Annotated in this window: 22 protein-coding genes; 19 read left to right on the top strand and 3 right to left on the bottom strand. The window is 47.4% G+C overall.

The annotated features are described in order from the left end of the window. The first annotated feature begins 52 nt into the window (after window positions 1-52). The 15 genes from NG795_RS22860 (at window position 53) to NG795_RS22935 (ending at window position 18,716) form a co-directional block, all read left to right on the top strand. The gene (locus tag NG795_RS22860) at window positions 53-1,705 is read left to right on the top strand and encodes an ABC transporter permease (protein WP_367290942.1); all 1,653 of its coding nucleotides are present in this window, start codon (window positions 53-55) and stop codon (window positions 1,703-1,705) included. Window positions 1,706-1,838: 133 nt separating this feature from the next. Continuing rightward, complete coding sequence (locus NG795_RS22865) at window positions 1,839-2,918, top strand: ABC transporter ATP-binding protein (protein ID WP_367290994.1); 1,080 nt, start codon at window positions 1,839-1,841, stop codon at window positions 2,916-2,918. A gap of 277 nt (window positions 2,919-3,195) precedes the next feature. After that, the gene (locus NG795_RS22870; RefSeq protein ID WP_367290943.1) at window positions 3,196-6,123 is read left to right on the top strand and encodes a DUF1156 domain-containing protein; all 2,928 of its coding nucleotides are present in this window, start codon (window positions 3,196-3,198) and stop codon (window positions 6,121-6,123) included. A gap of 393 nt (window positions 6,124-6,516) precedes the next feature. After that, on the top strand, window positions 6,517-7,167 hold the full coding sequence (locus tag NG795_RS22875; protein WP_367290944.1) for a Uma2 family endonuclease: 651 nt from the start codon (window positions 6,517-6,519) through the stop codon (window positions 7,165-7,167). Between the two features lie 7 nt (window positions 7,168-7,174). Then, window positions 7,175-10,543, top strand: a complete 3,369-nt coding sequence (locus NG795_RS22880) for a Swt1 family HEPN domain-containing protein (protein WP_367290945.1) — start codon at window positions 7,175-7,177, stop codon at window positions 10,541-10,543. Between the two features lie 504 nt (window positions 10,544-11,047). Beyond that, window positions 11,048-11,485: an ATP synthase subunit I gene (locus NG795_RS22885; protein WP_367290946.1), complete on the top strand. Its 438-nt coding sequence runs from the start codon at window positions 11,048-11,050 to the stop codon at window positions 11,483-11,485. 46 nt (window positions 11,486-11,531) lie between these two features. Beyond that, on the top strand, window positions 11,532-12,287 hold the full coding sequence (gene atpB / locus NG795_RS22890) for a F0F1 ATP synthase subunit A (RefSeq protein ID WP_367290947.1): 756 nt from the start codon (window positions 11,532-11,534) through the stop codon (window positions 12,285-12,287). A 103-nt stretch (window positions 12,288-12,390) separates the two neighbouring features. Continuing rightward, the gene (atpE, locus tag NG795_RS22895; RefSeq protein ID WP_015147562.1) at window positions 12,391-12,636 is read left to right on the top strand and encodes an ATP synthase F0 subunit C; all 246 of its coding nucleotides are present in this window, start codon (window positions 12,391-12,393) and stop codon (window positions 12,634-12,636) included. Between the two features lie 123 nt (window positions 12,637-12,759). Next, complete coding sequence (locus NG795_RS22900; RefSeq protein WP_367290948.1) at window positions 12,760-13,248, top strand: F0F1 ATP synthase subunit B'; 489 nt, start codon at window positions 12,760-12,762, stop codon at window positions 13,246-13,248. Between the two features lie 108 nt (window positions 13,249-13,356). Beyond that, window positions 13,357-13,902, top strand: a complete 546-nt coding sequence (locus NG795_RS22905; protein ID WP_015147560.1) for a F0F1 ATP synthase subunit B — start codon at window positions 13,357-13,359, stop codon at window positions 13,900-13,902. After that, window positions 13,899-14,450 carry an ATP synthase F1 subunit delta gene (gene atpH, locus NG795_RS22910; protein ID WP_367290949.1) on the top strand — a complete coding sequence of 184 codons (552 nt, stop codon included), beginning with the start codon at window positions 13,899-13,901 and terminating at the stop codon, window positions 14,448-14,450. The genes NG795_RS22905 and atpH overlap by 4 nt, the downstream gene beginning before the upstream one ends. A gap of 81 nt (window positions 14,451-14,531) precedes the next feature. Then, window positions 14,532-16,049 (top strand): F0F1 ATP synthase subunit alpha, encoded by a 1,518-nt coding sequence (gene atpA, locus NG795_RS22915; protein ID WP_367290950.1) that lies wholly within the window; start codon window positions 14,532-14,534, stop codon window positions 16,047-16,049. Between the two features lie 114 nt (window positions 16,050-16,163). Then, window positions 16,164-17,120, top strand: a complete 957-nt coding sequence (locus tag NG795_RS22920; protein ID WP_367290951.1) for a F0F1 ATP synthase subunit gamma — start codon at window positions 16,164-16,166, stop codon at window positions 17,118-17,120. Window positions 17,121-17,576: 456 nt separating this feature from the next. After that, window positions 17,577-18,176 carry a Uma2 family endonuclease gene (locus NG795_RS22930; RefSeq protein ID WP_367290952.1) on the top strand — a complete coding sequence of 200 codons (600 nt, stop codon included), beginning with the start codon at window positions 17,577-17,579 and terminating at the stop codon, window positions 18,174-18,176. Window positions 18,177-18,494: 318 nt separating this feature from the next. Then, window positions 18,495-18,716, top strand: a complete 222-nt coding sequence (locus NG795_RS22935; RefSeq protein WP_367290953.1) for a DUF433 domain-containing protein — start codon at window positions 18,495-18,497, stop codon at window positions 18,714-18,716. A 124-nt stretch (window positions 18,717-18,840) separates the two neighbouring features. Here NG795_RS22935 and NG795_RS22940 read toward each other — a convergent pair whose 3' ends face one another. Together NG795_RS22940 and NG795_RS22945 are read right to left on the bottom strand one after the other, a co-directional pair. Next, window positions 18,841-19,032, bottom strand: a complete 192-nt coding sequence (locus NG795_RS22940) for a hypothetical protein (protein ID WP_367290954.1) — start codon at window positions 19,030-19,032, stop codon at window positions 18,841-18,843. 219 nt (window positions 19,033-19,251) lie between these two features. Next, complete coding sequence (locus tag NG795_RS22945; protein WP_367290955.1) at window positions 19,252-19,428, bottom strand: hypothetical protein; 177 nt, start codon at window positions 19,426-19,428, stop codon at window positions 19,252-19,254. Between the two features lie 108 nt (window positions 19,429-19,536). On the opposite strand from NG795_RS22945, the gene NG795_RS22950 reads away from it, so the two are divergent. The 4 genes from NG795_RS22950 to NG795_RS22965 all read left to right on the top strand — a co-directional run bounded on the left by NG795_RS22950 (window position 19,537) and on the right by NG795_RS22965 (window position 21,348). Then, window positions 19,537-19,917: a hypothetical protein gene (locus NG795_RS22950; protein WP_367290956.1), complete on the top strand. Its 381-nt coding sequence runs from the start codon at window positions 19,537-19,539 to the stop codon at window positions 19,915-19,917. Window positions 19,918-20,066: 149 nt separating this feature from the next. Then, the gene (locus NG795_RS22955; protein ID WP_367290957.1) at window positions 20,067-20,414 is read left to right on the top strand and encodes a hypothetical protein; all 348 of its coding nucleotides are present in this window, start codon (window positions 20,067-20,069) and stop codon (window positions 20,412-20,414) included. After that, complete coding sequence (locus tag NG795_RS22960; protein ID WP_367290958.1) at window positions 20,414-20,866, top strand: hypothetical protein; 453 nt, start codon at window positions 20,414-20,416, stop codon at window positions 20,864-20,866. The genes NG795_RS22955 and NG795_RS22960 overlap by 1 nt, the downstream gene beginning before the upstream one ends. 56 nt (window positions 20,867-20,922) lie before the next feature. Further along, the gene (locus tag NG795_RS22965) at window positions 20,923-21,348 is read left to right on the top strand and encodes a PDDEXK family nuclease (protein WP_367290959.1); all 426 of its coding nucleotides are present in this window, start codon (window positions 20,923-20,925) and stop codon (window positions 21,346-21,348) included. Between the two features lie 47 nt (window positions 21,349-21,395). Here NG795_RS22965 and NG795_RS22970 read toward each other — a convergent pair whose 3' ends face one another. Then, the gene (locus NG795_RS22970) at window positions 21,396-22,055 is read right to left on the bottom strand and encodes a Uma2 family endonuclease (RefSeq protein WP_367290960.1); all 660 of its coding nucleotides are present in this window, start codon (window positions 22,053-22,055) and stop codon (window positions 21,396-21,398) included. Window positions 22,056-22,221: the final 166 nt, after the last annotated feature.

Below are 22,221 nucleotides of genomic sequence, written 5' to 3' on the forward strand. Positions count from 1 at the left end.
GATAGAAAATAGGTCATAAGCAATCTAGGGTGGGAAAGGTGTCGAGTTAAGGATGAAATCAACAAAACAGGGAAAGGCGATCGCCCAGATTGGCAAGCGGTTAGAGCAGTGGGTTCGGGCTTCTAAACCCTTGGGACAAGGGTCTGGCCCTCCGGGGTTTTTGGTGGCAGCCGGAAGTATTACCGCTGTAGCGATCGCCCTGCCTTTAATCTATCTGCTCATCCGGGCGGCAGGTGCGGGATTTGAGGAAGTCTGGACCTTACTTTCCCGTCCACGCACCCTAGAAGTCTTAGTTCACAGTGCCGGGTTAGCGGCAGTGGTGACCCTAGTTTCCGCCTTGATTTGCTTACCCCTAGCCTTTTTGACCGAACGGACTGATTTGCCCGGACGACGGTTTTGGGCCGTCGCCACCACCCTGCCGTTAGCGGTTCCTAGCTATGTGGGAAGTTTTGCCTTAATTGCCGCCTTTGGACCCCGAGGCAGTTGGCTACAACTGTTGCTCGAACCGTTGGGAGTGGACAGCTTGCCTTCCATCTATGGCTGGTTCGGGGCAATTCTGGCCCTAACCCTGTTTACCTATCCCTATCTGCTGATTGCCCTGCGATCGGGCTTGCAAGGCATTGATCCGGCGATCGAAGAAGCTTCGCGCACCCTGGGAAACAATGCCTGGTCTACCTTCTGGCAAGTCACCCTCCCCCAGCTACGCCCCTCCTTAGTAGCCGGGGGCTTATTAGTTGCCCTCTATTCCTTGCGCGACTTTGGGACACCCAGCTTGATGCGGTTTGACTCCTTTACTCGGGTGATTTTCATTCAGTACCGGAGTAGCTTTAACCGCAACTCAGCAGCAGTGTTGTCCTTAGTTTTAGTCGCCCTGTTGTTGGTGATTTTGGCGATGGAATATCGAGTGAGAACTGGTGCAGCTTACTACAGCACCAGTTCTAGTGGGAGTCGCACCCCCACGCGCATCCCGTTGGGGGGGTGGAAATGGCCGGCGATCGCCTTTTGTACCATCATCACCACCTTGGGATTAGTCCTCCCCCTTGCCGTCACCCTCTTCTGGTTATGGCGCGGACTTAATGCCGGAAAAATCCCCCCAGATGTCCTCACCACCAGCTTTAATTCCATCCTCGCCTCGGGTCTTTCCGCGATCATTGCCACCCTGTTCGCCCTCCCCGTCGCCATCCTTTCCGTGCGCTTTCCCGGACGAATTACCACCGTCATTGAGCGCTTAACTTACATTGGCTTTGGTCTGCCCGGAATCGTAGTCGCCCTGTCTTTAGTCTTTATTGGTGCTAACTATCTCCCGGCTTTATATCAAACCCTGCCCATGTTAGTGTTTGCCTATTTAGTGTTATTTTTACCCCAATCGGTTGGTACCATTCGCAGTTCCCTCCTGCAAGTCAATCCCCAATTAGAAGAATCCGCTCGTACCTTGGGCCGCACCCCCTGGCAAACCCTGGGGGAAATTACTTTACCTTTAGTCAGTCCTGGAGTATTAGGCGGTGCAGTTCTGGTGTTTCTGACAGCGATTAAAGAACTGCCAGCTACGATGTTACTCGCACCGATTGGATTTAAAACTTTAGCCACCCAGATTTGGCAAGCCACAGAGGATGTGCAGTTTACCGATGCAGCCGCAGCTTCCCTGACCCTGTTGTTAGTTTCTGCCGGTTCTACGTTAGTTTTATTAGGGCGGAAATCCCGTTGAAACATTAATTTGAAGCCATGAGAAATTAAAAGAAAACTTTTACCCACTTTATGGAACAAAAATTTTATCAACAATTAAGAAATTAAATTCATTGTATCAACCCCAAGAGAAATCAACTCCCATGTCAACGCTCATGAATGAACCGGAAATTTTAAGATTAGAAGCCGTTACCAAAACATTCGATGCCACGGGAACACCCGCTGTTAATCGAGTCTCGGTAAATTTGCAGAAAGGGGAAATTCTCACCCTGCTGGGTCCTTCGGGTTGTGGGAAAACGACCCTCTTGCGGTTATTAGCGGGATTTGAAAAACCCGATGCGGGGGAAATTGAAATTGCCGGAAGACAGGTTGCTGGGGGTGGAGTCTGGATTCCGCCAGAACATCGGCAATTAGGGATGGTGTTTCAAGAATATGCGTTGTTTCCTCATTTGACAGTGGCGGAAAATGTAGCATTTGGGTTAAAAAGACAACAGAAACAACGGATCGCGCATCAGGTGACAGAGGCGATCGCCTTGGTGGGATTGGAAGGATTGGAAAAACGCTATCCCCATCAACTGTCGGGGGGTCAACGACAGCGAGTGGCATTAGCGCGGGCGATCGCACCAGCACCGGCGATCGTTTTACTGGATGAACCGTTAAGCAATTTAGATGTCCAGGTGCGGTTGTATTTAAGGGAAGAAATCCGCAAGATTCTCAAGAGTACGAATACCACGGCGATTTTTGTCACCCATGATCAGGAGGAGGCACTGGCGATTAGCGATCGCATTGCGGTGATGAAAAAAGGACGCATCGAACAATTTGGGACCCCGGAAGAGATTTATGAGGAACCTGCCTCGCGGTTTGTAGCGGGATTTGTCACCCAGGCAAATTTTCTGCCTGCGCGCCGGATCGGCAAACTCTGGGAAACGGAGTGCGGATCTTTTGCAGTAGAAGTGCCTGAAGCGGTGATACCAGAACCGAGCGATAATTCTAATGAAGGGGAGTTAATGATCCGAGAGGAAGATTTAATCCTGAAACCCGATGAGACGGGACAGGTGATAATTCGCGATCGGCAGTTTTTAGGACGAGAGCACCGATATTGTTTGATCACCCCCTCAGGACGAGAATTTCATGCGCGCAGTAGTGGGGGGTCTCTGTTGGCAGTCGGGACCCGAGTGCAAGTAGCAGCGATCGAGGAACGGTTGCGAGTTTTTGCCCTCAAGGGAGTGGGGTGAGGATTGGGAGAGAGAGGGGAGATGGGGAAGTTTGTAGTAACGACTTCAGTCGTTCCTCGTGACGACAGCGATCGCGACTCATACCAAATCCGGTTGTTAAAAGTATTAAAAATCGTAGGCCCTTCGACTCCCTTCGACCCTTCGGCAGGCTCAGAGCTCAGGACAGGCTTCGACGGGGCTCAGAGCTCAGAGCTCAGGAGGCAATGCCCACCTCCATTCGGTGGGCATTGCCTACAATTTGCTAATCCCCCTTAAAAACGCATTAAACCCCCCATTTATGAGAAAAAAACTGATTGAAGTTGCCCTTCCCCTGGAAGCGATTAATGCTGAATCTGCCCGAGAAAAGTCGATTCGGCATGGGCATCCTTCAACCCTGCATTTGTGGTGGGCGCGGCGACCTTTAGCGGCTTGTCGAGCAGTTTTGTGGTCTTCTTTGGTAGATGACCCCTCCAGTTGGCCGGATAAATTCCCCACAGAAGAAGACCAAAAGCGAGAACGGGAGCGCTTATTTGATATTTTGGGGCGAATCACCATTGAGACGGATAAAAAAGGGAATCACAAACAAGTTGTCCGGGGTTTAGTCTCGTGGGATGATATCAAAGAACCGGCAATCATTGACGAAGCACAAAAAGAAATTGCCCGATGTTTAGCTTGGGACCGGGGAGAGGAACCGCCCACTCAACCGGATGCGGTGCGGGATTATATTGCTCAATATGCACCTCCGGCTTATGACCCATTTGCCGGGGGTGGGTCGATTCCTTTAGAGGCTCAACGGTTAGGATTAGAAGCTCATGCCAGTGATTTGAATCCGGTTGCGGTATTAATTAATAAAGCCTTAATTGAAATTCCCCCGAAGTTTAAAGATTTGCCGCCGATTAATCCAGCGAATCGGCAGAAAAAGGGGATGAATTTCTGGAAAGCTGCTCAAGGATTAGCAGCAGATGTAGAGTTTTATGGGCAGTGGATGCGTGAGGAAGCATTCCAACGGATAGGGCATTTATATCCCAAGGTGGCATTACCGAAAGAATATGGGGATGATGCTGAGGCGACGGTGATTGCTTGGTTATGGGCGAGAACAGTGAAATGTCCTAACCCGGCTTGTGGTTGTCAGATGCCGTTGGTGAAAAGTTTTCAGCTTTCCACGAAGAAGGGTAAAGAGGCTTGGGTTCAGCCAATGGTGCAGCAGGGTAAGGGGGAAAGTGAGCTTAATGGGGAGATGATGGCAGAGACTGCCGTCCCTCGCATTCGCTTTCAAGTGCAGTCAGGAACGGGAGAAGTGCCAGATGGGACCGTGGGCCGCAAGGGGGCGGTTTGTCTAGCTTGTGGAACCCCTGTGGGGTTGGATTATGTGCGGAGTGAAGGTTGTGGGGGGCGTATGGGGGCGCAGTTGATGGCAATTGTGGCCGAAGGAAACAAGGGGCGGATTTATTTATCGCCGACCCATGAACAAGAACAAATTGCTAATTCTGCTCAACCCAAATGGCAGCCCGAGAGTGAGTTGATATGTAAATCGGGGGTCATTAATGCGCCTTTATATGGCATGACGAAACACGCTGATTTATTCACATCTCGTCAATTAGTTGCCCTAACTACTTTTAGTGATTTAGTGAGTGAAGCGAAAAAAAAGGCGTTTCAAGATGCAGTTTGTGCCCGGTTATCCGATGATGATGTGCCGTTGAATGCGGGCGGTACTGGGGCGAGGGCTTATGGGGAGGCGATCGCCACTTACTTAGCTTTTGCTGTGGATAAAAGCTCGGATTACTGGAGCAATCTATGTACATGGGGCATTAGTGGAGAAACCATGAGTCATGTATTTACAAGACAAGCTATTCCCATGACTTGGGATTTTTGCGAAGCCAATCCCCTCAGTGATTCCACCGGAAATTTTAATGGCGCGATTAATTGGGTTATACAAGTTCTGGAAAATCATGAAAATGGCAATTGTAAATCTCAAGTATTCCAACATGATGCAACTTGGATTCATGAAAATGACTCCCGACCCAAAATAGTATCAACAGACCCGCCCTATTATGATGCTGTACCTTACGCCGATTTATCGGATTTTTTCTATACATGGCTCCGTCCAAGTGTGGGTTCAATTTATCCAGACATTTGTAGTACCCTGTTAGCGCCAAAACATCAAGAAATGGTCGCGGATACCTTTCGCCATGGTAGCAAGCAAAAAGCCAAAGATTTTTTTGAATCCAGCCTAATTAAATTATTTCATCGCATCAATAATCTCAATCATCCTGATTATCCGGTCACGGTTTATTACGCACTTAAACAATCAGAAACCGATGATAATAATAACGTTGCTTCAACAGGTTGGAAAACAATTTTAGAAGGCTTAATGCAGGCTAATTTTAGCATTGGTGGAACCTGGCCATTAAGAACAGAAAGAAGTGCCAGAATGAGAAATCTTGACTCAAACGCCCTCGCTTCCTCTATCGTTCTTATCTGCCGCCCTCGTCCAGAAACCGCCTCCAAAATCACGCGCCGCCAATTCCTCAGCGAATTAAAAAAAGAACTCCCCAAATCCTTAAAAACCCTACAACAGGGTAATATCGCCCCCGTAGACCTTGCCCAAGCCAGTATCGGACCCGGGATGGCCGTCTACTCCCAATACGCTGCCGTCCTCGAAAATGATGGTTCCCCCATGCGAGTTCGCACTGCTTTACAACTGATTAATCAACTCCTCGATGAATACCTCACGGAACAAGAAGGAGAATTTGATAGCGATACCCGGTGGGCGCTGACCTGGTTTGAACAACATCAGTTCAATGAAGGACAATATGGCGATGCCGAAACCCTTTCCAAAGCTAAAAATACCAGTATTCAAGGCTTAGAACAAGCGGGAATTTTAAGTGCCAAAGCAGGAAAAGTCCGCCTCCTGAAACGGTCAGAACTGCAAGGGGATTGGAATCCAGAACAGGATAATCGCGTCCCTCATTGGGAAATCACCCAACACCTGATTCGCGCCCTCGACCAAACCGGAGAAATCGGGGCAGCAGAACTCCTCGCCAAACTCGGAAACCGAGGAGAAACTGCCCGAGATTTAGCCTATCGACTCTATAACCTCTGTGACAGAAAAGGGTGGGCAGCGGAGGGAATTGGCTATAACAGCCTAGTCATTTCTTGGCCCGAAATCAGCCGGTTAGCCAACGAATCAAAAGTTACTCAACCCATCCAAGGCAGTCTGTTTTAACCGATATCTTGCACCTGTTGCAACAAACGGCGGGGGATAAATCCCCCGCCTAACAGCTCAAGTCGTCTAAAGACGACTGAAAACACCAGGGGATATAGACTTGCAGTCGGTTTTTAACCGACTTTAGCTATTAGGCGGGGGATTTATCCCCCGCCGGATATAGACTTGCAGTCGGTTTTTAACCGACTTTAGCTATTAGGCGGGGGATTTATCCCCCGCCGGTTGTTGAGAATGGTGCCTGATGTCAGTTTTAACCGAATTGTTTCTGAGGAGATAATGAAAGGATGTCCATCTTTGCTAGTCCAGAAAACCCGAGTCCCCCTCTCCCCCGGCCCCTCTCCCACCGGGGAGAGGGGAGGATGAGGAGGACGCACCTAACCATAACCCAAAATCATGGTCACCTTACAACTCCAACAAATCGACATCCCCCTGGGTCAACGCTTGTTAATTCATCACTTAAATTGGGAACAATTTGAAGAAATCATCACTGAACTGGGAGAAAGCCGCACAGCTAGAATTGCCTATCATCAAGAAACCTTAGAAATCAGAATGCCCACCCCAGAACATGAAATTGACAAAGAAATTATTAGCGATATTGTCAAAATCTTACTAGAAGAACTAGAAATAGACTGCGAATGTTTTGGGTCAACCACCTTCAAACAAACTGCCATGAAAAGTGGCATTGAACCGGACCAATGCTTTTACATTCAAAACCAGACTCAAATGCGCGGGAAACGCCGCATTGATTTATCCATAGATCCACCCCCCGACCTAGCTATTGAAGTCGATGTCACCTCTAAAACCCAGATGGATGCTTACCTCAGCCTGGGAGTTCCGGAACTCTGGATTTATGCCCGGGGTGAACTCAAGATTTACACCCTAAACTCCGGAGAATATCAACAAGTTTCTACCAGTCCCACCTTCCCCGGTTTTCCCCTATTAGACCCGGTAACAGCAGTTCTGAATCAAACTCTGACCCAGGGCAGAAGTCCTGCCTTAAGAGCCTTCCGCCAGCAAATTCGTACCCTAAACTCTACCCTATAAAATCATTATGGCGATTAGCAATCATGAACGAGTCGGCAGAGCTTTAAACTTACTCCGAGATGGCCTCTATCCATTTATTGAACGAGAGATGAAGGCTATTCATGGAGAACGTTGGATAGTTGCTGCCTCAGCTTGTTTATCAGATAGTTACGTTCGCAATAAACAGCCCCAAGATGTTCTCCAGGAAGATGTTTCAGCCTTGCTGATTGTGATGTGGGAACAATGGAATAATATCTTTCGCAATACCCTGGGACGTTCTGAACGCAGCTTAGTCAGTGAATTGCGCGATATCCGCAACGATTGGGCGCATCGGACCACCTTTTCCACCGATGATGCTTACCGGGCCTTAGATAGTATCACCCGTTTATTATCGGCGATTTCAGCCCCAGAAGAAGCTGCTAAAGTGGAAAAGCAGAAACAAGAACTGTTACGCCTTCGCTTTGAAGACCAGGCCCGACGGGAAACGCGCCGGGTGGCGATCGCCCCGACAGAAGGACAACCCCAACCCGGATTAAAACCCTGGCGCGAAATTACCACCCCTCATCCCGATGTCGCTTCCGGTCGCTACCAACAAGCGGAATTTGCAGCAGACCTCTGGCAAGTTTATCTCGATGAAGGCTCCGATGAATATCGCCTCCCCACAGAATTCTTCCAACGCACCTATCTCACCGAGGGACTGAAACAACTCCTCATCGGGGCACTCCTGCGCTTAAGCGGAACCGGAGGAGATCCGGTTATCGAACTCCAAACCAACTTCGGTGGAGGAAAAACCCATGCGATGTTGGCCCTCTATCACCTGTTTTTTGGGGTTTCCGCTAAAGACTTACCGGGATTAGAACCCCTCTTCCAGGTGGCGGGAATCAATGAACCTCCCGCTAACGTGAATACTGTTGTCCTAGTCGGCAACAAAATTTCCCCGGGACAGATTCATTGCAAAAACGACGGGACTCAAGTGCGGACCTTGTGGGGTGAAATTGCATGGCAACTGGGGGGAAAAGAAGGGTATGACAGACTCCGAGAAGCAGATGAAACCTCTACCAATCCCGGTGATGCCCTCAAAGACTTATTTAATCATTATGCACCCGTGCTAATTTTGATTGATGAGTGGGTGGCCTATGGTCGTCAACTGCACCATAAAAATGACCTACCGGCGGGAGATTTTGATACTCACTTCACCTTTGCCCAAACCCTGAGCGAATCGGCGAAAAACGCCAAACAAACCCTGTTGGTGGTGAGTATTCCCTCTTCAGAGATTGAAATTGGGGGAGACCGGGGGAAAGAGGCCCTAGACCGTCTCAAGAATGCGATCGGGCGGGTAGAGTGTCCCTGGCGACCCGCAAGCGCTGACGAAAGTTTTGAAATTGTCCGGCGTCGGCTATTTCAACCCACCTCAGACCCCAGTCTGTTTGTCCAGCGAGATGCAGTGGTTCGCGCCTTTGCAGAACTCTACCGCACTCAGAGTCAGGAATTTCCGGCAGAATGTAAAGAAGGCGACTATGAACGCCGGATGAAAGAAGCTTATCCGATTCATCCAGAACTGTTTGCACGCCTCTACTCCGATTGGTCCAGTCTGGATAAATTCCAGCGCACTCGCGGGGTTCTGCGTTTGATGGCTAAAATCATTCACTCTCTGTGGGAACGCAATGACCAAAGTCTCCTGATTATGCCAGCTCATGTCCCAATGGACGATTCCCAAGTTCAGACGGAACTGAGTCACTACCTAGAAGATAACTGGATTCCCGTGATTGAAAAAGATGTGGACGGGCCTAATTCGTTGCCCCTGGCCCTGGACCGCCAGAATCCGAATCTAGGCCGCTACTCCGCCTGTCGTCGCGTCACCCGGACAATTTACATGGGTTCGGCCCCCACTCTGCGGGCGGCCAATCGGGGTTTAGAAGACCGGCGCATCAAATTAGGTTGTGTCCAACCCGGGGAAAGTGTGGCAACCTTCGGGGATGCCTTGCGGCGATTATCGGACCAAGGAACTTATTTGTATATTGATGGGAATCGGTACTGGATTTCCACTCAACCCAATGTGAATCGCACCGCCCAAGAACGGGGGAGTCAGTTCTTAGAGGACCGCTATCTCGTCACGGAAGAAATTATTAAACGGTTGAAAGGCGATCGCCAGCGTGGAGAATTCAGTGCCATCCATGTCGCCCCGGAATCTACCTCCGATATTCCTGATGACCCCAATTTAGGAGTCCGCCTGGTTGTTCTGTCTCCAGTCTCTCCCCATACTCGTCTAAGCACAGACAGTCCCGCCCGAAACTATGTAGAAGATGCCCTCAACCACAAAGGGAGCAGTCCTCGCTATTACCGGAACACCCTGCTATTCCTAGCGCCGGACCAATCTAAAATCGAAAATTTAGAGAAAAATGTTGCTCAATATTTGGCCTGGGAATCCATTCTAGCCGATGATAAAAAGAAGACGCTCAACTTAGATAATTTCCAACGTACTCAGGCTGAAACCAAGCGGGATGGGACAAACAAAGATGTTGATAATATTCTATGGGATACCTATCAATGGCTGCTGATTCCCACCCAACCGGATGCTAAAGGGGAGATTGAATGGAAGGAAACGCGATTGTCAGGGCCAGAGTCCCCCATTACGCGGGCCAGTAAAAAGGCAGTCTATGAAGGGGATTTGCTAGATGTTTACGCCGCCACCAACCTGCGCCTTGAAGCCCTGGACCGCTTTCTGTGGCGGGAAACGAACCACATTGACCTCAAACGCCTGTGGGAATATCTCGCCCAATATCTCTATCTGCCGCGATTAAAAAATCAGACGGTTCTTTTAGCTGGGATTAGTGGTGGCGTAACCTCAACGATTTGGGCGGATAGCTTTGCTTATGCTGAGGGATTTGACGAAGAATCGGGGAAATATCTGGGGTTGCGGGCGGGGACAGGGATTAATCCCAGTATTAGTCCTCAAAGTTTGCTAGTCAAACCGGAAATTGCTCAACAGCAGTTTGATTCAGAGGCGAGAGTGAGCCGGATGGAGGCAGAAAAAACCCAGGGTCTCCAGTCGCCAGCTTCTGCTTTGAAGTCTTCTGGAGCAGAATATAGGACATCTTCGATGAATGCGGGGGCGGGCAGTACCAGTGAAGGGTTGGGGGTGGAAGAGATTACGGCGACGGTTCTGCGGCGATTTTATGGAAATGTAGAGATTGACCCAATGCGGGTGAATCGGGATGTCCCGGCGATCGTCCAGGAAGTCATCCAGCATCTGATCTCCCTGAATAAGGCCAAAGTCAAAATCACCTTGGAAATCGAAGCTGAAATTCCAGACGGAGTTCCAGATGATATCGCTCGTACTGTCCTAGAAAACTGCCGGACCCTCAAATTTAACAGTCAATCGTTTGAGTCGGAATAAGCGGGTCATTGGTCATTGGTCATTGGTTGATGGGGAGGTGGGGGAGAGACGGGAAACCCCCAATCGAGAGACGGGAGATAGGGGAGAAAGTAGGGTCCTCGTGACTTGGCTCTGCCGAGTCATGCCTTTTGGAGGCTCTGCCTCCTGTCCCCTACTAGGCGCTTAAGCTCTTAAAAATGCGTGGCAAGGCTTCATTGTCACGATCACAGCAGATCCCTATGAGGCGGCAGAGCCGCGCAGAGTGCATGACTCGGCAGAAGCCCGCTCACGAGGAATCGGGTAAGGTTTAGTCGGATTTATCCGACTTTAGCTATTAGGCGGGGGATTGATCCCCCGCCGGTTGTCGCAACAAACCCCATCCGCCCCCAACCTGGATCCAGAAAATTTCCTATTTCAGATAAATTTATTATTTTTTAAGTTATGTTACCGTCGCGTGATATTATTCATTTTGGCCTGTTAGCGTCCAGGTGTAACGATCTGGGCATAAGTTAACTAAGAGTGAACTTGTCAGACCCTTCTGAAGAACCCACTTCCCAAGAGCGAGAACTCGAACCCAACGAGACTCGTGAACAGCAGGAGAATTCCTCAATGGATGAGTACCAACAGCTTAAACAAAAGCTGTTTGTCTTCACCCTTGTGATTACAGCCGTCGTGTTTGTCTCGGTTTGGTTCTATTATTCGCTCAATATTGCCCTGAATTATTTGATCGGGGCGTGCACGGGTGTGGTTTACTTGAGAATGTTGGCAAGAGATGTTGAGCGTCTCGGCAATCAAAAGCAAAGTCTGAGTAAAGGCAGACTGGCGATGTTCATTGGGTTGATTATAGTAGCAACTCAGTGGGATCAGCTACAGGTGATGCCCATATTTCTGGGTTTCCTGACATATAAAGCCGCGCTCCTCGTCTACGTCCTTCAAACGACCCTTTTGCCGGACTCCAAATAGGATAAGGCATTTTGCAAACCATCCAGTCCCTCTGGAACCCCGCTTAATGGATATGCTAGAGGTTTTAAACGCCTTTAATTCGCTCCCGATCGCCGAATTGGAAGTAGGCAAGCACTTCTATTGGCAAGTTGGCAGTCTCAAGCTTCACGGTCAGGTGGTCATGACTTCCTGGTTTGTGATGGGATTGCTGGTTGTCACCTCCTTGGCAGCTACCCGGAACATCCAACGGATCCCTGGTGGCCTTCAAAACTTTATGGAATATGCCCTGGAGTTTATTAGAGACTTAGCCAAAGGCCAAATCGGAGAGAAAGAATATCGGCCTTGGGTGCCCTTTGTTGGCACATTATTTCTGTTCATCTTTGTGAGCAACTGGTCTGGAGCGTTGGTGCCTTGGAAGCTGATTCACATTCCGGGCGGCGAATTAGCTGCACCGACCAGTGATATCAACACCACTGTCGCACTGGCCTTGCTGACATCTTTGGCTTATTTCTACGCCGGATTACGCAAGCGCGGGTTGGGGTATTTTTCTAAATACATTCAACCAACGCCGATCCTTTTGCCGATCAACATTCTGGAAGATTTTACCAAGCCTCTCTCCCTGAGTTTCCGTTTATTTGGAAACATCTTGGCAGATGAGTTAGTGGTGGGGGTTTTCGTATTGTTGGTTCCCCTATTTATCCCCCTTCCGGTGATGATTTTGGGACTATTCACCAGTGCGATCCAAGCCCTGATTTTCGCCACCTTAGCGGCGGTCTACATCGGTGAAGCGATGGAAGGCCACGGCGAAGAACATCACGACTAAAATTAGGATTTGATAGTTAGATTTTGAGCGCGATCGAACCGCCAAAATCTGAGTTCGTTCATTCTGTAAATCGTTCATTTTGTACTAAAGGAAACAACCAATCATGGATCCATTAATTGCTGCTGCTTCCGTTATCGCTGCTGCCCTTGCTGTTGGTTTGGCTGCGATCGGCCCTGGTATCGGTCAAGGTAATGCCGCAGGACAAGCAGTAGAAGGGATTGCCCGTCAACCAGAAGCAGAAGGAAAAATTCGGGGGACTTTACTGTTGAGCTTGGCATTCATGGAAGCACTCACGATTTACGGCTTGGTGGTCGCACTCGTGTTGCTGTTTGCTAACCCCTTCGCCTAAGAAGATTAAAGCGGTGCCAGGGGTAGAGGGGTGATTAAATTCAATCACCTCTCTACAACCGGGCGCTGTTGTTTCAATTTCCATTCCGTTCAACCCCCCAAAGCTATAGCGGCTCATTTAACTATGATTCAATGGACGATCTTACTAGCCGCTGAAACAGCGGTAAAGGAAGGTGGGCTATTTGATTTTGACGCCACCTTACCGATCATGGCGCTGCAATTCATAATTTTGGCGGTAGTTTTAAACGCGATCTTTTATAAGCCTCTCGGCAAGGCGATCGACGATCGCAACGAATTCGTTCGTTCTAGCGAACTAAGCGCTAAAGAACGCCTGTCGAAAGCAGAAACCTTGGCACGGCAGTACGAACAAGAACTAGCCCAAAGTCGGAAAAAAGCGCAAGAGATTATTGCTCAAGCGCAAGCAGAAGCCCAGAAAACCGCAGCGGACCAAATCGCCGAAGCCCAGCGAGAAAGTCAAGCTCAACGAGAGCAAGCTCAACGAGAAATCGAGCAGCAAAAGCAAGAAGCGATGAGCTCCTTAGAACAGCAAGTCGATGCCTTAAGTCGCCAGATTCTCGAAAAACTCGTCGGCACCAACTTAGTCAATAGTTAGAGTAATATTAGAGGCAAAGCATTATATCAAAACTTTTCCTCTAAACAGTAAAAACATTCTAACGAATCTAACGCACGACGGCATTAAGTAAAGGAAGTTATCCATCTTATGATTCTGGGAACTTTTTGGTTGCTCGCTTCTCATGCAGAAGGAGCAGCAGAAGGAGGTTTCGGTCTTAACTTAGACTTTTTTGAAACCAACGTTGTTAATTTGGCGATCGTCATTGGCGTGCTGTTCTACTTCGGTCGGAAAGTTTTAGGAAACATTCTCACCGAACGCCGCGCCAAAATCGAATCTGCCATTAAAGAAGCTGAAAAACGTCAGAAAGATGCAGCCGCAAAACTGTCGGACCAGCAGCAAAAACTAGCCCAAGCTCAAGCTGAAGCTGAAAACATCAAAGCCCAAGCCCAAGAACGCGCCACCGTTGAAAGACAACAAATTGCCGCCCAAGCTCAAAAAGATTTAGAACGTTTGAGAGCAGAAGCCGGACAAGACCTCAACGCCGCTAAAGAACGGGCAATGGCTGAATTACGCCAACGAGTGGCAACAATGGCATTAGAACGAGTTGAAAGTCAACTCAAAAGCCAACTCGACGAAGGCAAACAGCAACAACTCATTGATAACAGTATTGCGATGCTCGGAGGCAATCGATGAGTATCATCCAGTCAGAAGTTTTTGAACCTTACGCTCAAGCCTTGATGTCCTTGGCACAAGAGCATAACCTCACCGAACAAATTGGCGAGGATATGCGGGGCATCCTGAACTTACTGAAAGAATCTCCCGATTTGGCTCAATTTATTGGCAGTCCAATTATCAAAGAATCGGACAAAAAAAATGCCCTCGGCCAAATTTTAGGGGATTCCGTTCAACCCTATACGCGCAACTTTTTAATGTTGCTAATTGATCGCAGACGCATTCCCTTCATTGAAGGAATTGCCAGCTATTACCTAATGCTCCTGCGCAAGCTCAATCAAACTGTACTCGCCGAAGTCACCTCCGCAGTACCTTTGACCGAAGCACAACAGGAAGGCGTTCGGAATAAGGTCAAAGAAATTACCTCCGCGCAACAAGTCGAACTCGAAACGAAAATCGATGCTGACTTAATTGGTGGTGTCGTGATTAAAGTCGGTTCGCAAGTTCTTGATGCCAGCTTACGTGGACAACTGCGCCGGATTGGTGTGCGCTTAGGCAGCAACAGCTAACCCACAGAACATCATTTAGGGAACCGACCCTCCCTAAACTCTACAGAAAAAACTACCCAGCAACCCCTAACAAAAACTGAGATGATCAGCATCAGACCCGACGAAATCAGCAATATTATTCGCCAGCAAATCGAGTCCTACGACACCGATGTAAAAGTCTCTAACGTGGGTACTGTCCTCCAAGTTGGGGACGGAATTGCGCGGATTTATGGCCTAGAAAAAGCCATGTCCGGCGAACTTTTAGAATTCCAAGATGGCACCGTTGGTATCGCCCTTAACTTAGAAGAAGATAACGTGGGTGCGGTGTTAATGGGTGATGGTCACGATATCCAAGAAGGATCTTCCGTGACTTCCACCGGCAAAATCGCTCAGGTCCCCGTGGGAGAAGCGATGATTGGCCGCGTTGTGGATGCCTTGGGTCGTCCGATCGACGGCAAAGGAGACATCAACACCACCGAAAGCCGTTTGCTGGAATCTCAAGCCCCTGGTATCATTGAGCGTCGTTCCGTGTACGAACCGATGCAAACCGGGATTACGGCTATTGACTCCATGATTCCCATCGGACGGGGACAACGTGAGTTAATCATTGGTGACCGTCAAACCGGGAAGACCACGATCGCCGTTGACACGATCATCAACCAAAAGGGTGAGGACGTGATCTGCGTTTACGTGGCGATCGGTCAAAAAGCCTCCACGGTTTCTCAAGTCGTCGCCACCCTCCAAGAAAAAGGCGCGATGGACTACACCGTTGTCGTCACTTCTAACGCCAACGAACCAGCCACCCTCCAATACCTCGCCCCTTATACCGGCGCAAGCATTGCTGAATACTTCATGTATAAAGGCAAGCACACCCTGGTCATTTACGATGACTTGTCCAAACAAGCCCAAGCCTATCGTCAAATGTCCTTGCTGCTGCGTCGTCCCCCCGGACGTGAAGCCTATCCTGGGGATGTGTTTTACCTCCACTCTCGCTTATTGGAACGCGCCGCTAAACTCAGCAGCGAAATGGGCGAAGGCAGCATGACTGCGTTACCGATCATCGAAACCCAAGCCGGTGACGTTTCCGCCTACATTCCCACGAACGTAATTTCGATTACCGACGGTCAGATCTTCTTATCTTCTGACTTGTTCAACTCCGGTTTACGTCCGGCAGTGAACGCAGGTATTTCCGTGTCCCGGGTGGGTTCTGCCGCACAAACCAAAGCCATGAAGAAAGTGGCGGGTAAGGTGAAGCTAGAACTAGCCCAGTTTGCTGAATTGGAAGCATTTGCTCAGTTCGCCTCGGACTTGGATGCCTCCACCCAGCAACAATTGGCCCGGGGTCAGCGCCTACGGGAACTGTTAAAACAAAATCAATATTCGCCCTTGCCGGTGAGTGAGCAAGTTGCGATTATTTACGCTGGGATTAATGGCTATTTGGATGAAGTTCCGGTGGAAAAAATCACCGACTTCACCAAAGGTCTGCGTGAGTATATGCGGACTAGCAAGGCTAAATACGGCGAAATCGTTCAAAGCAGCAAGCAATTGACCGATGAAGCTGAGACCTTGTTGAAAGAGGCGATCGCTGAATTCACTCAGTCTTTCATGGCTACCCTGTAGGACCAGCAATTGAGAAGAATTGGGAATGAAGAATGCAAGATTTCTGATATTCTTCATTCTCAATTCTTCATGCATTAGGTTTAATTTTAAATTCTTGATTCTTGATTTGGGATTATGGCAAATCTAAAGGCGATTCGCGATCGCATCCAGTCAGTAAAAAACACGAAAAAAATCACCGAAGCCATGCGCCTCGTGGCCGCAGCTAAGGTGCGACGCGCTCAAGCACAGGTCCTCGGAACTCGCCCCTTTGCCGATCGCTTGGCCCAGGTTCTCTTCGGATTGCAAACTCGGATGCGGTTTGAAGATGTAGACCTGCCCTTGTTGAAACAGCGCGAAGTGAGTACCGTGGGATTGCTCGTTGTTACGGGCGATCGGGGTTTGTGTGGCGGCTACAATAACAACATCATCAAACGTGCCGAAGCTCGGATTAAAGAAATCCAAGCCGAAGGGTTCGATTATAAATTGGTGATTGTCGGACGGAAAGCCAATCAATACTTCAGCCGACGCAACGCCCCCATCGATGCCTCCTACATCGGCTTAGAACAGATTCCGACGGCAAAAGAAGCCTCAGAAATTGCAGACGAAGTGCTCTCGTTGTTCCTCTCGGAAAGCGTCGATCGCGTGGAATTGATTTACACCAAATTCGTGTCATTAATCAGTTCCAAACCCGTGGTCCAAACCCTGTTACCCCTCGATCGCCAAGGCTTAGAAGTCCCTGACGATGAAATCTTCCGCCTCACCAGTAAAGGCGGTTCCTTCGATGTCCAGCGCGAAAAAGTCGCTACTACTGCTGCGCCGGAAGCCTTCCCTCGGGACATGATTTTCGAGCAAGACCCGGCCCAAATCCTGGAAGCCTTGCTGCCGCTGTATCTGAATAACCAGTTATTGCGCGCCCTGCAAGAAGCTGCCGCCAGCGAACTCGCCGCCAGAATGACCGCCATGAACAACGCCAGCGAAAACGCCAGCGAACTCATGGAAACCTTAACCTTGACTTACAACAAAGCCCGTCAAGCCGCCATCACCCAGGAAATCCTGGAAGTGGTCGGTGGTGCAGCCGGAATGCAACGTTAAATTCCGCTTGACAATTTGTCTCCTTTATGCGTCTGAGTTCGCTCAGGCGTTTTTTTGTGGGGGTATGTCGGGGTGGGGCGATACTCCTTCCAAGACGCTTGGCGATCGCATATGGCAGGGATTAAACCCGATTGATTCGGAGGAACGCTTTCTAAGGGTGCTTTTCGGGGTGTGTCGGCTAGTTTCTGGCAAAATGGGATATCATTAAAAGCGGTTCAGCATCATGAGGCTTAGTTAATGATGAGATTTAATGATGTAGTTGATGTCATCAAGAGTCTTTCTACAGATGAAAAACGATAAATTTCCCTGTTGTTACAGCAGTATCTTCGTGAGGAGTCTCGGGACCAGATTTATGAGAATTTTCAAGTATCCAAGCAGGAAGAAAAGCAAGGGAAACTTATGTTTTCTAGCCAGATTAACCTATTAAAATTGGATTCAATAAAGTAGGGAATAGCCATGATAGCAAATCAGCAGTTTTCGCGAATGACTCCCCAAGAGTATTTGGAATGGGAAGAACAACAGCCGATTAAATACGAATATATCAACGGCGAAGTATTGGCGATGATGGGGGTAACTCTTGCTCACAATGCGATCGCTCTCAATTTAGCCTCTGCCTTGAAAAATCACCTCCGGGGTAAAGGCTGTAAAGTTTTCATGGCAGACGCTAAACTCGGAGTTTCTAAAAATGGTCCGTTTCACTATCCTGATGTAATGGTAACTTGCGATTCCCAGGACCTAAATGCTCGAAAAATTGTTTACTCTCCTTGCCTGTTAGTAGAAGTTCTTTCTCCAGGTACAGAAGCCTTTGACAGAGGGGATAAATTTAAACATTATCGCCGCATCCCCACTTTAAAAGAATATGTCCTGATTAGTGCTGAAAAAATCAGCGTTGATTATTACTGTCTCAATGAACGGGGAAAATGGGAACTCACGTCTTATTCATTGGATGAAGTGAATGCTGAACCCGCAGAAATAGAAATAAACTTGACCAGTGTTGACTTTCATTTTTCGATTTCTCTGCTTTATGAAGATGTGGAATTTCTTGATAATATTTAGCAATTCCGCGATGAATGAATAGGATTAATTGCCGGATTGGAATGGTAAGAATTAGGGGCGATCGCGAAGCGTCTCCGTAGGAGAATCCCCTCTGCAAAATCCCCCTCCCTTCCCTAAAAACTGCGTTATACTCAGACTAGGCACTGTTGCTCTAGGATAGTGTTTAGGGGTTTACCGTCTGAACTGGGGTTAATAGAGGTATTGAAGCAGCTACCATCCATGCAGAGGAGCTATTTTTCGGAAGGTTCAAGGATGGGGTGATGCTAGGCTCTAATTAATGATAAAACTCAATTACTGAATTAAGCACAAAAACGGGTTATGAACTTAACGAATGACTTGCTAAACCGAATTACTCAAACTCCGGGTCAATGTGGGGGCCGTCCCTGTATTAGAGGGATGCGAATTCGAGTGACCGATATTTTAGAAATGTTGGCGGAAAATGTTAGCGTTACTGAAGTTTTAGAAGACTTTCCTGATTTGGAACTCGCAGATATTCAAGCGTGTCTGCTGTTTGCTGCAAGACGCAAACTCCTAGCTTGAGAAACCTGGTTTTAATCTCTACTTCAAAACGTGAACTCCTAGAACTGGTTGGGTGAGAAATTAATATGGCCTAACTTTGGCTGTGTAACCTAAATCAACCAGCCCAACTTCTCCCCGGTTAGGACTACTCATAATCTATTTGTTGCTCATCTAATGCCAAAAATAGTTCTTCTGCATTGAGGACTAAATCTTCGTCTGTCAGGGGGGGAACGTCAAAATTGATAACGCGATTGAGTATTTCTACTGCGATCGCCTGTTGTTCTGTCTTCGGCAAATCATCAAAGTTTTTGAGAATTTCTTGAGCTAGGGTATTCATAACAGTTCAGTCCGCTCTCACACAGCTAAATCAGGTTTCAAGGTCAATTCCAATTTTATGCCAAGTTTCAGGGAGAACCCCATGTACAGTATCCCCTAACCAGGTTTCAATGGCGGATAACAGATTGGGTTAATTGCGGGAAAACTTTTTAACGGCGCTTCTAGGGGGTACTGGGGGAGGAAGGTAATTTTCGCTTAGATTTGAGTTCGGTTGATTTTTTCAGGTTTTAATAAGGTTTTGTTGGCCAAGTTCTAGGGAGATGCCACTAATGCGATCGTCTCCAGGGCGATAGGATAAGATTTCAATGCCAATGGGTTCATTGGTATCTCCATCTTTAAAAAAGATAATATCGTTCCCCAGTTGCGTAGCATTTTTGTTAGGGCGGGGCGATCGCACTTCAATATATAAATCAAAGTTATAGCATTAAAAATTTTTATTTATCTTTTTTATATTTATTCTATGAGTCATGCCAAACTTAATTAACTCGTGCTAAGATTATGTTGTATGTTAAAAAAACAACCAATGTCATTCAATCTTAAAGATTCGATTAAATCAATTAAAAATGCTTTGTTTCAGGCATTACAGTCAATTGATGAATTCTTAAACCTAGATTCGACAGATAAAGGTAAAGTTGTAGATGCCAACTTCAAATCTATGCTCAAAGATTTGATGGATCAGTTTGGAATGACCCCGGGTAAGGATTATGAAGACAATTTGCGCTCCAATGAGCCGGGCGCTGATTTTGTCATCTACAGCAAAGAAGCTAATGATTTAGTCAAAGATTTATTATCAGGTAATATAACAGTAGTCAAAGAGCATACAAGGGTTTACAAGTCTGGAAAAACAGTTCTTATTGATGCTCATTATAGAAGGCTGCGGCGTTAACCCAAGTTTTGTAGGGCTGATTTACGAAGTCAATGAAATATTTGTATGATGGAACTTCTTAGCAAACCGTAACAACTTTGTTTTATATCTGTTTACTATTTCAGAAATAGAAAAAATGTCATAGTAGGTAGAGTGGTGATCTTGTACTTATGAAATCTAGAGTTTTCAAAAATGGTAGTTATATTTGGGAGTGTAAGTCCTCTCACACAGATCCGGGAGGTGCAATTAATGTAGCTTATCTGAAAGGGGAGATTGAAGATATTGAGAACAGATGGTTAATTGACGGAAAACCAAGTGGTTATTACTATGTTTTCCCAGTCAACTTAGTGAGCAATGATGCCAGACGGGAACTGGATAGATTTATAAATTCCTATAGAGGAGAAGTAGATATAAATTATTATGATTGTGATGACATTCAAAAAATAATTAAAAAACTCGAAAAACTTAGTGATATGCAATCACTTGTAGACTATATAAAGCTAATTTGGATGGGCTAATGACTCAGAAGCTACAATTCAGAAAAAGTAAAATATTTGAAGAATCTGTCTTAGAAAGTTTTCCTCATGAGAGTATTCATCACTCTCTCCAAGAACTACTGAAAGGAACTGAATTAAATTCGGAAGAATACATTGACAAGTATTTTGAAAAAGTTGAAACAAAAGGATACTTACAAATCACAAATTCCAGCCTTGAAAAAGTCTTGGGAGAAAAATATAGAGATAGCCTGAAATATAAGCTTTTTGATCCTAAAAAAACGACATTTTTTATGATGGATCATAAGGTCTGGGAGGGTATTCAAGAGATTATCGATTTAAAAATTAAAGAGATGAGTGGCAACAGCGAAAAGGACAAAAACGCTTATTTTGAAAAAATGAGTGGAATTATGGGAGACCACGATATTCTCTCAGACCTTTTTAACAAGAAGATGTTGTTTGCAAACATTTTTTAGAGCCATCTATTACTCATCAAATATCTAACGACTATAGGGTCACGTTGGGAATATTGATGCGTCAGGCAATTGAACCCAAACGCCGAGCACCCGGTGTCGAGTGTTCCGGTGATGTCGGCTTGTTTGGGCTGTGCGTTAGGATGGTTGCTGCTGACGATGGTTTATTGTCTGTGTCTGTGGATGCGGGGACGGTGAGGGGGTTTGGGATGAAATCCCTCAAAATTTTGGTGTTAGAAATTGACATCACCAGCTACTCAGACGTGCAGGATTATCTGCCCTATCAAGTGCCAGAAGTCTGGCTATTTCGGAACCCGCAACTGATGATTTACCAACTTCAGGGCAATGAATACGGCATCACATCCCAAAGCCAATATTTCCCGGCGCTAAACCCAGCCGCTCTCATTGCTCAATGTTTACAAATTGCCGATCAGAGAAATACCAGTGCAGCCATTCGTGATCTGAAGCAGCAACTCGGAGGGTAGGGGATCCGAGAAAAGGTTGACATACTCTCCAGAAGATTCTCCAAACATCACTGTTGTTGAATAAAGGCTTGATGTTCTGGGGATGCCAATCCCCCTTGTAGGGTTTCCAAAACCGCAAGGAGATTATTTTGTAACAATTGCGTTCCGTTCAACCATAAACCGGGAAAGACTCGACTGCACAAAATCCCCTGTTCATTGGGAGAAAGAGACTGATAAACCCCCTCTTCCAGATAAAACCAATCCAGTTTCTGGTCGAAGATTTGCCACACTAGATATTCTTGTACCCCACTGCGCCGATAGACCCGTTTTTTATCCCCTAAATCGATCGCCGCGCTACTGGCTGCAATTTCCACCACCAGTTCCGGTGCCCCTTGGATGTAGCCTTCTGAGGTGAGTTGAGAACTTCCCCCTGGAATCAATAACACTCCATCGGGTTGAAATTCGTTGTCCGAGTCGAGGCGAAGGGTGGGTTCAATACCCATTGCGGTGGAGGGGGTAGCAGCTTTGTAAACCCCTAACCAGGTGATGAGAAAACCGTGGGGTTCTGCATGGGTGGTAAACCGCAGGGGTGATGCCATATAAACGACTCCTTCAATTAATTCGGCTTTCTGATCCGTAGGCATGGCGCTGTAACGTCGCTCAAATTCTCGGTAGCTGAGGCGATCGCCATTTTCCAAGGGCGGATAGATTTGAGGTTGAAGTTGCATAGTATCGACCAGAAACTAGGGGACGGTTTGATTATAGCGATTCGGTGATGGGATCCGGTCAAACTTTAATGTTTTTGATTGATTGTTGTTTTGCGCGATCGCACTAGCAATTGTAGGGTGGGCTTATCTTTAGCCTGCAAGGGCGGGGGTTTGGGCTTAGAAAGAA

Origin of the sequence: Laspinema palackyanum D2c (assembly GCF_025370875.1) — a bacterium.
Classification (GTDB): Bacteria; Cyanobacteriota; Cyanobacteriia; order Cyanobacteriales; family Laspinemataceae; genus Laspinema; species Laspinema palackyanum.

Coding starts and splice junctions, on each gene's coding strand:
- NG795_RS22955 (WP_367290957.1), top strand. CDS start 20,067: ATGAAATCTAGAGTTTTCAAAAATGGTAGTTATATTTGGGAGTGTAAG.
- NG795_RS22860 (WP_367290942.1), top strand. CDS start 53: ATGAAATCAACAAAACAGGGAAAGGCGATCGCCCAGATTGGCAAGCGG.
- NG795_RS22920 (WP_367290951.1), top strand. CDS start 16,164: ATGGCAAATCTAAAGGCGATTCGCGATCGCATCCAGTCAGTAAAAAAC.
- atpE (WP_015147562.1), top strand. CDS start 12,391: ATGGATCCATTAATTGCTGCTGCTTCCGTTATCGCTGCTGCCCTTGCT.
- NG795_RS22905 (WP_015147560.1), top strand. CDS start 13,357: ATGATTCTGGGAACTTTTTGGTTGCTCGCTTCTCATGCAGAAGGAGCA.
- NG795_RS22870 (WP_367290943.1), top strand. CDS start 3,196: ATGAGAAAAAAACTGATTGAAGTTGCCCTTCCCCTGGAAGCGATTAAT.
- NG795_RS22940 (WP_367290954.1), bottom strand. CDS start 19,032: ATGAATACCCTAGCTCAAGAAATTCTCAAAAACTTTGATGATTTGCCG.
- NG795_RS22875 (WP_367290944.1), top strand. CDS start 6,517: ATGGTCACCTTACAACTCCAACAAATCGACATCCCCCTGGGTCAACGC.
- NG795_RS22865 (WP_367290994.1), top strand. CDS start 1,839: ATGAATGAACCGGAAATTTTAAGATTAGAAGCCGTTACCAAAACATTC.
- NG795_RS22880 (WP_367290945.1), top strand. CDS start 7,175: ATGGCGATTAGCAATCATGAACGAGTCGGCAGAGCTTTAAACTTACTC.
- NG795_RS22900 (WP_367290948.1), top strand. CDS start 12,760: ATGATTCAATGGACGATCTTACTAGCCGCTGAAACAGCGGTAAAGGAA.
- NG795_RS22965 (WP_367290959.1), top strand. CDS start 20,923: ATGCGTCAGGCAATTGAACCCAAACGCCGAGCACCCGGTGTCGAGTGT.
- NG795_RS22950 (WP_367290956.1), top strand. CDS start 19,537: ATGTTAAAAAAACAACCAATGTCATTCAATCTTAAAGATTCGATTAAA.
- NG795_RS22960 (WP_367290958.1), top strand. CDS start 20,414: ATGACTCAGAAGCTACAATTCAGAAAAAGTAAAATATTTGAAGAATCT.
- NG795_RS22935 (WP_367290953.1), top strand. CDS start 18,495: ATGAACTTAACGAATGACTTGCTAAACCGAATTACTCAAACTCCGGGT.
- NG795_RS22970 (WP_367290960.1), bottom strand. CDS start 22,055: ATGCAACTTCAACCTCAAATCTATCCGCCCTTGGAAAATGGCGATCGC.
- atpH (WP_367290949.1), top strand. CDS start 13,899: ATGAGTATCATCCAGTCAGAAGTTTTTGAACCTTACGCTCAAGCCTTG.
- NG795_RS22930 (WP_367290952.1), top strand. CDS start 17,577: ATGATAGCAAATCAGCAGTTTTCGCGAATGACTCCCCAAGAGTATTTG.
- atpB (WP_367290947.1), top strand. CDS start 11,532: ATGGATATGCTAGAGGTTTTAAACGCCTTTAATTCGCTCCCGATCGCC.
- atpA (WP_367290950.1), top strand. CDS start 14,532: ATGATCAGCATCAGACCCGACGAAATCAGCAATATTATTCGCCAGCAA.